Raw genomic sequence first — 10,182 nt, 5'->3', positions numbered from 1 at the left:
CCCTCCGGTCAGAGGGCGTCCGGCCGTTGCTGCGCCACCGGTTGTTCGCACATTACGATCACGCACACAACGCACGGTTGGACAGCGAGTTATACGGCCAGCGCTGGATGGCCGAGACCGCCTTTTCGGCCATCAAGCGTCGGTTCGGCCCCGCTGTCCACCCTCGCGTATGGTACCGCGAGTTCCGCGAGCTCGTGTTGACCGCCGCAGTCTACAACCTCGAACAAGCACTCAAACAGTGACCCGACGCCGTCATCGGATTCAACAAAGCATATTCGAGGTACTGGTAGATGCGGTCGAACGCCCACGAGTGCAACTTCTTGTTGCCGGTCTTCCCCCAATCCAACTCACGCACGTCTTCGGGCCAACTCACTGCGAGCGTGCCGACACCGCGTTCGACACACTCTGTGATAATGGCGCCTGTCAGCGTGTGGTAGAAGTGTGTCTCGCGGTCAGCGAGTTTCCGACGTGCCCACATCGACTTCTCAGACGGGCCGTTTTCCCCTTCGGTGTCGTACTCGGCTCGCGTGAAGTAGTGCTTGTCCTCTTTGAGGGAGTTGCCAGGATACAGGACGTATTCACCGGGGAACGCAACCGTGGCGATGTTCGTGATGCCAAGGTCAATGCCTGCCACGCCGTCGCCTGCTGAGTCGAGTGTTTCGAGTTCGACTTTGCAGACGAAGTGCAACTCCCATTCGTCACCGTTCCAGACTGCCCGAATGTTCTGCACCGAGTTGACTTCCGAGAGGTCAACGTCGGGGCGGGTCTGGTACTCGCAGAGGAGGAAGTCTGAGAAGTGGTCTTTGAGGTTCGAGCCTTTCGATAGCCAGTCGGCGTAGCCTCCTTTTTTTGCTGTGTGCCGGACCGGCCCAGACCCCACCGCCCCACCCTCCGCTCCGTGCTCGCTCCTGCCGTCGCTGCGCGCGCAGCCACGACCGTACTCACCGGTCCACCATTATCAGAGAACCAGAGAGGTTCGCGACCCGGGGGAGTTTATTACGCCCCAAAGGGGTGCGAGCGCACGAGCGCTCTAGAGAAGACAGATTATGGGTGAACATGACCAAAGGACGATGAGCATAAAGTGGGTGTCAAGAGTACGATACGGAATCGAAGGAGATCTGCAGAAAGCAGAGGTTAGATATGGATTGTCGTAGAGGATACCGATAATGGACGAGGAACCGGAGTCAATCAGCTATCTCTCAGCTGCTGACATCCGTGACATCCACGAGTTGATCGTGGAGTCAAATGCGGAGACAACCGCGGGTGTCTCGTCAGCAGGCGATATTGAATACGCCGTCGAACATATTCAGGAGGGCCATTTCGGTCAGGTACCCGAGTCGCTCCACGAGAAAGCCTTCCAGCTGCTGCGGCTGGTTGCGGCGAACCATCCATTCGTCGATGGCAACAAGCGAACGGCGCTCATGTCGACTCGCATTTTCTACGCCTTGAATGGGCTGCGCTTCAACTATGATCGGACAATCAAGGAGATTCTGAAGTCACTCGCCACGGATGAGGCTGGTGTCGATGAGGACGACGTAATCGAGTATCTACGAGCGCATACAGAGCCGCTTGCCCCGGAGTACGAGGCAACCATCAACCTGTGGCTGGCACATATTGAGAGTACAGACCAGCTACCCACGGAGCACGACACAGTCGATCAGGAATCCACCAAACCGAACGATTATGACGACGACCCCCATAGTGAGGAGTAAGGATGGCCGCTGAAAGTGAGCAGCCCGAGGTTCCCGACGAGATGTCTCCTGAGGAGGCACGGCAGTATCTCATTCGGTTCCTCGGCCGCCAAGACCTCGACGAACACGAGGAAATCTACGAGGAGCTCGCCACCGAATAGGGCTGCGGCCAGTAGTCTCGGCGGTCACTCGTTCTTCATTACTACCTGCGTAGCTTCCTCCACCACCCACCGCAACAAAACTAATGTAGAGTACAGTAGGTACAGCACCCGAAGGACCGATCCAAATCTGCGAGAAGCCTCGAGTCATGATCCTGAAGCAGTTTTGAAGACCGGCCACGAGCAGGACCGATACCAACCCAATCCGAGGCCATAGACGTGGTGAACGCTTCAGCGGCGACTGTCCGGACGCACCGAGAGACTTTAGAGGAACAAGTAGCCTCATCGGCAAGCTGAAGAAAGGATGATTTTCTGAGAAAACTATTCTCGGCTCTAGTAAGTAGCACCCAGTATGCCCGAGACGTGGGACGACGTCAACGAGCAGGTCAAAGCGGACTGGAAAGACGACACCACGCCGTTCGAGCGGGTGTACGAAATCGTCGAACAGACCCACGACGGGCAATCGGCGGCCGAAATCGCCGACCGCGCGCTCGTGAGTGAGCCGACGGCGCGTCGCCACTGCAAGGCGCTCGTAAACACCGGATTCGCCGAGACTGACCAGGATGGCCAAACAACGCTGTACAAGCGCAACAGCGACCGGATCTTGATGTCCCGGATCCGCGAGCTACGTGACGAAGTCGAGCAGTCGGAATTGCTTGACAGCATTCAGGAGATGAAGGCCGAAATCCGGCGCTACGAGGACCGGTACGACGTGGTGTCCCCGGAAGAACTCGCCCAGCAACTCGAGGCCGGCGAAACGGACGGCTGGGACGACCTCACCGCGTGGCGCACGACGCGGCAGAATCTCGCCGTCGCGCAAGCCGCACTCGCCTACGACGAGGCCAGCCACCAGCTTGCAAGGTGAGTGATGACCGTGCCGGCGAGTTCGGGTCGATCTATCTGCCAGCGCTCCAGCGGATTCGTGACCTGTGGCTCGAACTCGAACTACTCGTCGACGCCACGGCGTACGACGACGTCGTGGCCCCCACGGAACTGCAGATCAGTCTCAGTGATGGGCTCGGCGACGCCGAGAGCGCTCGGCTCGATATCCAGTGGAGCGAACTGGGGATGTATTCGTTCCACTACGTCGATAGCGACGACGTCAATTGGCGCTTCGACCGCCACCCGAATACACACTCTCCCGAGATTCATTTCCACCCGCCGCCCGAGGCCGCGACAACGGACGCCGAACCGTCCTGTATCGACGTCACCGAGGTCTCACTCGCGACGCGTGCCGTGCATGCGATGTGGCGAGCGGCGTACGAGAACGACGACGTCGACCAGCTGAATAGCGCCTCAAACCCGCCGTAAGCGGTTTTGCGCATCGTTCGGTCAGCAACGTCGAATCTGGTCGCGAGCGGCTTCGATATCCGAGTAGAGCGCCAACGCGTGCTTGATGAGCCGGCGATCTTCCAGATTCTTCTCCCAGTGCGTGATTACGACCGGGACGTGCTGGCCGACCTACTGAACGATGAGGGAGCTTTGTCCCAGTGAACGTCGAGATGTCTTAGAAATCCACGTAGTCTGTACAGGGTGAGACGACTGTCCCGGCTGAGGGTGAGAAGTCCTCTCGTACATTGTCTCGATGGCGAACCGTGAGGAGATGAGCCCGCGTAGGGTGTTGTTTTTCGGCCGGGCACGAGGGAGTGGCCCGGACTGATCGGGTCTGATTCATCGATGAGTTTGGAAGTACTTGACCGCCACAGTGAGGCACTGTTCGCGTTCCTCTGGTGTCCGGTCTGCGGACACGAGGTGTTCAGCCACATTCCCTTCGAGGGCGTGTTCTGCAAGCACTGCAACACGCAGGTCGAACTGCAGGAGCCACTGGAGACACGTGGCCACGAGGACGCCGCCATCGCGCGCTTCACCACCGACACGACGTGGAACCTCCACGTTGACGAGACACTGCGTCGTGACCTCCCGGAGGGTTCAGCGCGAGCGAAGATCCTCGGTGCGCCAGGTGCCTACGAGGTGGACTGGTGGAGTCCAGCGCCTGGGGAGGACTGGGAGCCGGTCGAGCGTGGCGAGTTCGACGACGCCGACGAGCCAGACGCAGTCGCCCACCTGGCGTAGGAACCACGACGACCCGCATTCAGGTCGACCACAACCCACCCATTTGCCCTGTATTCACGATGGAGGAGCCACCACTCGCCCGACTCGATCTGTCGAATCGCGTGCGCAAACGCGCCCAGTACGAAGCCTTCGCGTTCTCGCTGCAGGCCGGCGACGTCCGGGTTCGCAACGAAAGCCACCTCGACCCGGCCAAGCACGAGTACCGTGTCTCGGTCGTCGACGGCCTCCCGGTCAGCTGTACGTGTCCCGCCGACGAAACGTCCGACGACCCGTGCAAGCATCGCGTCGCCGTCGCAATCCGCCCGAGGATCCTCGACATCGCGACGGCGATGCAGGCCGTCAGCGACTGCGGCCCGTGATTTTTTCACCCTCAGAGAGGGGTGCGGGAGTGCGCGACTTGCCTCCCGAGAGACCGATGAGTGGAACGATCGACGACCACGCGACGGCACAGTCGACGACCGAGACAACCGATGTTCGGTACGTGGGAACGCGCGTTCGGGGCGGCGTCCGCGTGCTGACGTATCCCGGCGGGCAGGAACTCACACCCAGTCGGAGTCTCGAGGTCGTGAGCCACAGCCCTTCGGGCTTCGAGTGGGGATACGGTGGGAGCGGTCCCGCCCAACTCGCCCTCGCGATCCTGCTCGACTACACCGATGACCCGGAGGTCGCCCGTGCGCACTATCAGGCATTCAAGCGGGAGGTCGTGAGCCAGTTGGCGTGTACGGGCCCTGATGGAACGTGGACGCTTCCGGCTGGGGAGATCGAGCAGTGGCTCCCCGACGACTAGCGATGGCGTCAACCAAAATCAAGAAACGTATTTATATGACTAGGTGTCAGAGTTTACGCAGATGATCTCAAAGGCCGGACTCACCGTAATCGACGCACTGAGTATCGGCCGCGAAGCGACGCCAGACGATCTCGCAACTGAAACGGGGTATTCACAGGCGGTACGAGGCGGGTGCCCCGACCCTTGAGGTCGGGAAGGAAGCAGACACCAGATGAAACAAACCATGCTACGATGGCGGGGCGACTCCCCGACGTATAAGTAACTTCGTCCGTATATGTGAAAACACAGTGGAGTACCGTCGTATCGCCGTCATCAAACTCGACACTCCCGAAGGGGCGGACGCCTCCCTTCGAGAGACAGTCGAGCAGTTCAAACACTGCGCCAACACCGCGAGCGAGTGGTGCTGGCACGGCGACGACGGCTACCACGTCACCTCGAAAGCCAAAGCCGAACGCGCCCTCTACGACCGACTCCGCGACGAAACTGACCTTACCGCGAATCTCGTCCAGAAAGGGGTTCGACGGACAGTCGAAGCCGTCAAAAGCGGAGTCGAACGCCTCAAACGTGGCGAGAACACGTCGCAACCGCACTTTTCTGCCGATAGCGCGGTGTACGATAAGCGAAGCGCGACGTTCCACCGAGATCACGTATCGTTGTCCACCGTAGACGGGCGCGTCGAGTGCGATTACATTCTCCCCGACGACCCGGAGTCACCACCCGCCAAGTACGTTTCTGACGAGGATTTCGAGTTTCGGATGGCAAACTTGCAGTACCGCGATGGTGACTGGTATCTCCACGCTTCGATGCGGAAAGTCGAGGCAGACGAGGAAGCACCTGAATCCGAGTCCAAGCACAGAACAGTCCTTGATGTGGATTTGGGCGTGAACAACCTCGCTGTTGCTTCGACGGGACGATTCTGGTCGGCAGACGAGTTCAACCACTGGCGACGAGAGTACGAGAAACGCCGTGGGTCGCTTCAGCAGTGTGGCTCTCGCCACGCCCACGAGAACATCGAGTCGGTCGGACAGAAAGAGTCTGGCCGCTTCGAGATACACCTGCACACGGTGGCGAACGAACTTATCGAGGAGGCCGTCGAGAACGACTGTTCGCACATCGTGTTCGAGGACTTGACCCACATTCGGGGGAACATTCCTGAAGCGACGTGGCAACACGTCTGGGCGTTCCGACGCCTCTACGAGTACGTCGAATACAAATCCAAAGAACACAGCGTCGAAACCGTACAGGTAGACCCTCGAAATACGTCGAATCGGTGTTCGACGTGTGGGTTTACCCACGACGATAATCGCCACGGCGAGGGCTTCGAGTGTCAGCAGTGTGGGTATGAGAACCACGCCGATTACAACGCCGCGAAGAACATCGGTTTGCAGTATCTCCGTCGTCGGCAAAACGCAGACGGTGGAGGCGCACCCGTAGATGTGCGCTTGAATCGCGGGACGTTGAACGTGAGTGGGGAGTACGTGCCCCCTGCTTCGGGTGAGGCATAGAACGGGAGTCCACGCGAAAGCCTCGGGGCTTGACCCCGAGGCGATTTACAAGGCGCTGTCGCCGCTCAAAACCGGGCGATGCTATCCTCATCCGGCCCCGAGTACGCGGTGAGTGAGGGCCTCGCGCCGCTGCTGGCGTTCGCGCAGGCCATCGTGACTCACGAGCACCGATCGCGAGCCCGGGAGATCGCGCCGAGTGCGACTGTGGAGTGGTGCGACCCGAAACGCGCACTCGTCCGCGTACAAACCGCCGCGGATACAGACGCACTACTGGATACGCCTGATTGGCAGGTGACTGGGCTCGGTCGGTTCGAGGAGTACGGTTTGCCGTTCTTCCTTGCAGGTGAGCCGGCGTTCTGGTATGCGCCCGACGAGGAACTCACGCCAGCCGAGGTGGTGTGTCACACCCTCGTTCTCGATAGCGGATCCCGCCGGGTTAGCTATGCGATGCTGTTGATCGAGGCGTTGGATATCGACCAGGAGACGCTTACAGACACTGCAACGTGGTACGATTTGGAACCCACGGTCACTGCGATGTATCAAGCACTGCAGGGAAGGGTCAAGGACTCGGACGAGCTCCCTGTCGCCCTGCCAAGTGAATCAGAATTCATGGCACTCAAAGAGCAGTACGGAGTGGCATGACTGTATTCAAGGGTGGCGAGGCGATCAAAGCGTTCCTCGAAGAGTTCGACAGCTGGCTGTCGGAGCCCGTGACGGTGTATCTCCTCCGCGGGTCCGCGATGACGGCCGCCAAGTCGGCCCGTATCGGCGTGATCGGCGTGTCACTCGTGACCCGTGTGTCCTGCAACGTGAAGAGCAGGGTCCGATAGCGACGACGTTGATCAACTGCATAGCGTATCACCCCCACAGTCGCGGTTGAGAGCATCGGCGGCAACCCACTACCCGCGATGCGATACTGACCGAGATTCCCTTCGACGCCGTAGCCATCAGTAGTCCCCGAGCACGCCCAGGCGGCGAGCGCGCCGCGTGGTGAGACCGAAGATGGCGTACCCCAGCGCCAGATACCCAACCGACGTCCCGACGAGCACGGTAATGGTCAGTGGGTCGAACTCCCAGAGGCGAACGCCGTCGCGCATCGCCCGCTGGAGCATCGCGCTCCCCTGGGCCAGCGGGAGGAATCGGGCCCACGGGATGTCGAAGACGGGCGCCGAGATGAGGCCGATAAACGCGAACTGGAGGAGGTTGGCCACGTTCGAGATGCGCTTGTAGAGTACGCTCAGGCCGCCCATCACGAGTCCGAGCCCGAGCGCGCCCGCGATGGTCAGCGTCGCTACCGGAAGCACGGTCACGAGGTTGAGGTCGAGCGTCGTCCCGGTAATGAGCAGCATCACGACTAGGACCACCGCGGAGGTCATGAACGTTCGGAAGACGATCGCGATGGACTTCGCGACGACGACCGGCCCGAAGCCGAACGGCGTCATGAAGTGCCGCTCAAGCGTCCCCCAGCTCGCTTCGGACTGGATGTCGTTCATGATGCCCGAGTAGGCGCCGATGGCGAGCGTCCACAGGAAGTAGCCGATGATCAGCCCCTCGATGGAGTCCGAAAACGCCTGCCCCGCGACCATCGTCCCCCCGTAGAACATCAGCGCGAAGAAGAACACCCCCATGAAGATCCCGAGCGCCGCGTTCAACGGGTAGCGAACCCAGATCAACAGGTCGCGATAGACGACGGCCTTCAGGAGGTGGGCGTACCCGCCAGTCCGTTCAGGGTCGGTGAATTGCGACGGCCCGCCCGCGTCGCCGGGCCCATCGCCCTCGCGTCGATCGTCGCCCGCAGCAGCCGTCATCGTCGATCACCCCGCTCGCTCGCTGGCGAGCGATTGGCCGGTGCCTCTCGGGTCGTCGACCCATCCTCCTCGCTCGTGCCGCCGGGGTCGGCAGTGCCGTTCGTCATCTCGACGAACACCTCGGCGAGATCCGGCTGAACCGTCTCGACGCTCGCTACATCGAGATCGTGGGCTTCCATCGCGTCGGTCAGGCGGTAGAACGTCGCCGTGTCGGCGGCGACTTCGAAGCGCAGGCGGTCGCCGGTGTGCTGGACGTCGGTCAGGTCGAAGCGGTCCTCGAGATCCGCGAGCGCCGTCTCCGACCCACCGCGGGCGGTGATTCGGTACCCGCGCGTCTCGAAGCCCGCCAGCAGGTCCTCGACGGTGTCGTCGACGACCACTCGTCCCTCGTTCATGATGATGACCCGGTCACAGACGTCCTCGATGACGTCCATATCGTGGCTGGAGATCACCAGCGTCAGCCCCCGCTCCTCGGCGAGTCTGCGGAGTTCGGTCCGGAGCTTCAGCGAACTCTCGATATCCAACCCGAGGGTGGGTTCGTCGAGGAATGCGACGGAGATGTCGCCCGCGAGGACGCTCGCCAGTGACACCTTCTGCTTCATCCCGCGAGAGAGATCCCGGACTGCCGTGTCGGCTTTCGCCGCGAGGTCAAGGTGGTCTAGCAGTTCCTCGTGCCGATCGGCGACAGCATCGGGGTCCTGCCCCCTGATCGCGGCGAAGTACCGGAGGTTTTCCCGGACGGTGAGTCGCCAGTAGTCGTTGCGCGCGCCCTCCAGCATGGCGTCGACGTACTCGTAGGCCGCCCGCGGGTTGGCGTGGACATCGATGCCGTGGACGCGCACCGTCCCCGCATCGGGAAGGATCAGGCCGAGGACCGACTTGATCGTCGTCGTCTTGCCCGCGCCGTTCGGCCCAAGTAAGCCGACTACCTCCCCGGGGGCGACGGCGAGGGAGACGTCTTCGACCGCGGTCACGGCGTCCTCACCGCTGCCGAACGTCTTCGCCAGCCCGTCGACGTAGATGGCGGCCTCGTCGGGATCGAGTGCGGGGGGCCCATCGTTGGCGCTCACGGGGCGTTCATCGTCGCGCGCCTGGCCGTTGGTGGAGGGCTCACGTCCCATCGGATGGGAGCCGGTTCGGCGCTTCGGGTCAAAAGGGTACTGTCGATCGAGGGTGTCGTAGAACAGTTCCCATGCTGTTGCTCCGCTCCCGTTGAATCGTTAAGTACAGCACACCCACTGAGTAGTCGTTTCACTCCAAATTCGAGGACGAAATTCCTTCTCAATACGATCGTCTACGACGCACACTAGACGATTGTGATTCCGCCGAAACGCCTATTGGTAAGACTAGCGCATTACGTCTATATGTCTGAAGCAGCTACGAACGACGACGGTGGAGACGACATTGCCACGGTGAATTTCAAAGTCACCGAGTCGTTCCTCGAACAGATAGACGACACCTGGCAGGGGCGTGGGTTCAACAGCCGGAGCGAGTTCATCCGGTACACACTTCGAGACGCAATCGAGTTCCCGACGTTCGACCGCGATGAACTCGTTGCCCTCCTCGAAGCCGAGGAGGACATCCGCGAGGGTCGGACGACGAACGCAGAGGAGGCCCGCGAGCGGTTCGGCACGAGCGATGAGTGACGACGGGTGGACGTGGGAACTCTCCTCGACGGCCGAAGACGACCTCGACGGACTGTCCCCCGCCGACCAAGACCGAATACTCGACAAGCTCGATGAAATCGTCTCCTCACCGTGGCGCGACCCGCCGGATTACGGAGAACCGCTCCAGAACAGCCCGTACAAGAAGATACGCGTCGGGGAGTTCCGGCTCTCTGTGAGCTTCCGGCAGGGCGACGGGCGGCTCGTCGTCGCACGTGTCAAGCGTCGTGGCGGCGCGTACACCGCTGACGACGACTAAGTGCCGAAGCTCGATATGGCGAGATACGGATGCGGGATTCGGTCGATTTGGCCCCAGTCGTGAGCCACATCATCGAGGTGGGTTGTTGCTCTGTCCTTCGATGTGGGGAGTGCCTTCGGTAAGCACAGGGGACTCACGAATCGCTAAGTACGGGGGAGAAAACAAACAAGCGGGCAGGGATGCGAATCAGAGAGCCAGTCTCAAACAGGGAATACCGATTCGTCTACTTCGGACTTA

General features: G+C 61.0%; 13 protein-coding genes and 5 pseudogenes. 14 read left to right on the top strand and 4 right to left on the bottom strand.

Annotation, left to right across the window (positions count from 1 at the left end):
* The coding region (locus BMZ83_RS17145) for a transposase (RefSeq protein WP_343123907.1) at positions 1–242 on the top strand (242 nt) is incomplete at its 5' end.
* Between the two features lie 29 nt (positions 243–271).
* On the opposite strand, the pseudogene BMZ83_RS15335 reads toward BMZ83_RS17145, so the two are convergent.
* Positions 272–826: pseudogene (locus BMZ83_RS15335) on the bottom strand (transposase); the annotation flags it as partial.
* 340 nt (positions 827–1,166) lie between these two features.
* Here BMZ83_RS15335 and BMZ83_RS15330 point away from each other — a divergent pair.
* From BMZ83_RS15330 to BMZ83_RS15320, 4 genes are all read left to right on the top strand, one after another.
* On the top strand, positions 1,167–1,712 hold the full coding sequence (locus tag BMZ83_RS15330) for a type II toxin-antitoxin system death-on-curing family toxin (RefSeq protein WP_074880684.1): 546 nt from the start codon (positions 1,167–1,169) through the stop codon (positions 1,710–1,712).
* A gap of 2 nt (positions 1,713–1,714) precedes the next feature.
* Positions 1,715–1,852, top strand: a complete 138-nt coding sequence (locus BMZ83_RS17025) for a hypothetical protein (RefSeq protein WP_166623258.1) — start codon at positions 1,715–1,717, stop codon at positions 1,850–1,852.
* Positions 1,853–2,201: 349 nt separating this feature from the next.
* Entirely contained in the window at positions 2,202–2,714 is a 513-nt protein-coding gene (locus BMZ83_RS15325; RefSeq protein WP_074880681.1) for a winged helix-turn-helix domain-containing protein, read from the top strand.
* Entirely contained in the window at positions 2,711–3,160 is a 450-nt protein-coding gene (locus BMZ83_RS15320; protein ID WP_074880678.1) for a hypothetical protein, read from the top strand. The genes BMZ83_RS15325 and BMZ83_RS15320 overlap by 4 nt, the downstream gene beginning before the upstream one ends.
* 8 nt (positions 3,161–3,168) lie before the next feature.
* Here the strand turns inward: BMZ83_RS15320 and BMZ83_RS17540 are convergent.
* Positions 3,169–3,289 (bottom strand): annotated as a pseudogene (locus tag BMZ83_RS17540) (DUF7342 family protein); the annotation flags it as partial.
* Between the two features lie 237 nt (positions 3,290–3,526).
* On the opposite strand from BMZ83_RS17540, the gene BMZ83_RS15315 reads away from it, so the two are divergent.
* The 7 genes and pseudogenes from BMZ83_RS15315 (at position 3,527) to BMZ83_RS15290 (ending at position 7,044) form a co-directional block, all read left to right on the top strand.
* Positions 3,527–3,922: a DUF7567 family protein gene (locus BMZ83_RS15315; RefSeq protein ID WP_074880675.1), complete on the top strand. Its 396-nt coding sequence runs from the start codon at positions 3,527–3,529 to the stop codon at positions 3,920–3,922.
* A 59-nt stretch (positions 3,923–3,981) separates the two neighbouring features.
* A pseudogene (locus BMZ83_RS15310) lies at positions 3,982–4,275 on the top strand (SWIM zinc finger family protein); the annotation flags it as partial.
* Between the two features lie 62 nt (positions 4,276–4,337).
* The gene (locus BMZ83_RS15305) at positions 4,338–4,709 is read left to right on the top strand and encodes a DUF6166 domain-containing protein (RefSeq protein ID WP_074880693.1); all 372 of its coding nucleotides are present in this window, start codon (positions 4,338–4,340) and stop codon (positions 4,707–4,709) included.
* Between the two features lie 61 nt (positions 4,710–4,770).
* A pseudogene (locus BMZ83_RS17425) lies at positions 4,771–4,869 on the top strand (MarR family transcriptional regulator); the annotation flags it as partial.
* A 127-nt stretch (positions 4,870–4,996) separates the two neighbouring features.
* Positions 4,997–6,214, top strand: a complete 1,218-nt coding sequence (locus BMZ83_RS15300) for an RNA-guided endonuclease InsQ/TnpB family protein (protein ID WP_074880669.1) — start codon at positions 4,997–4,999, stop codon at positions 6,212–6,214.
* Positions 6,215–6,260: 46 nt separating this feature from the next.
* A pseudogene (locus tag BMZ83_RS15295) lies at positions 6,261–6,856 on the top strand (MarR family transcriptional regulator); the annotation flags it as partial.
* Positions 6,853–7,044 carry a hypothetical protein gene (locus BMZ83_RS15290; RefSeq protein ID WP_074880665.1) on the top strand — a complete coding sequence of 64 codons (192 nt, stop codon included), beginning with the start codon at positions 6,853–6,855 and terminating at the stop codon, positions 7,042–7,044. The pseudogene BMZ83_RS15295 and the gene BMZ83_RS15290, both read left to right, overlap by 4 nt.
* Positions 7,045–7,161: 117 nt before the next feature.
* Here the strand turns inward: BMZ83_RS15290 and BMZ83_RS15285 are convergent, their stop codons facing one another.
* Entirely contained in the window at positions 7,162–8,022 is an 861-nt protein-coding gene (locus tag BMZ83_RS15285; protein ID WP_206674351.1) for an ABC transporter permease, read from the bottom strand.
* Positions 8,019–9,143, bottom strand: a complete 1,125-nt coding sequence (locus BMZ83_RS15280) for an ABC transporter ATP-binding protein (protein WP_074880662.1) — start codon at positions 9,141–9,143, stop codon at positions 8,019–8,021. The genes BMZ83_RS15285 and BMZ83_RS15280 overlap by 4 nt, the downstream gene beginning before the upstream one ends.
* Before the next feature lie 243 nt (positions 9,144–9,386).
* On the opposite strand from BMZ83_RS15280, the gene BMZ83_RS15275 reads away from it, so the two are divergent.
* Positions 9,387–9,668 carry a ribbon-helix-helix domain-containing protein gene (locus tag BMZ83_RS15275; protein ID WP_074880658.1) on the top strand — a complete coding sequence of 94 codons (282 nt, stop codon included), beginning with the start codon at positions 9,387–9,389 and terminating at the stop codon, positions 9,666–9,668.
* A complete protein-coding gene (locus BMZ83_RS15270) occupies positions 9,661–9,945 on the top strand; it encodes a type II toxin-antitoxin system RelE family toxin (protein ID WP_074880655.1) in 285 nt (94 codons plus the stop codon). The genes BMZ83_RS15275 and BMZ83_RS15270 overlap by 8 nt, the downstream gene beginning before the upstream one ends.
* Positions 9,946–10,182 lie beyond the last annotated feature (237 nt).

The organism is Halolamina pelagica (assembly GCF_900115675.1).
Lineage (GTDB): Archaea > Halobacteriota > Halobacteria > Halobacteriales > Haloferacaceae > Halolamina > Halolamina pelagica.
Note: the sequence above shows the minus strand (reverse complement) of the source record. Positions and strands in the feature narration are given on the sequence as shown.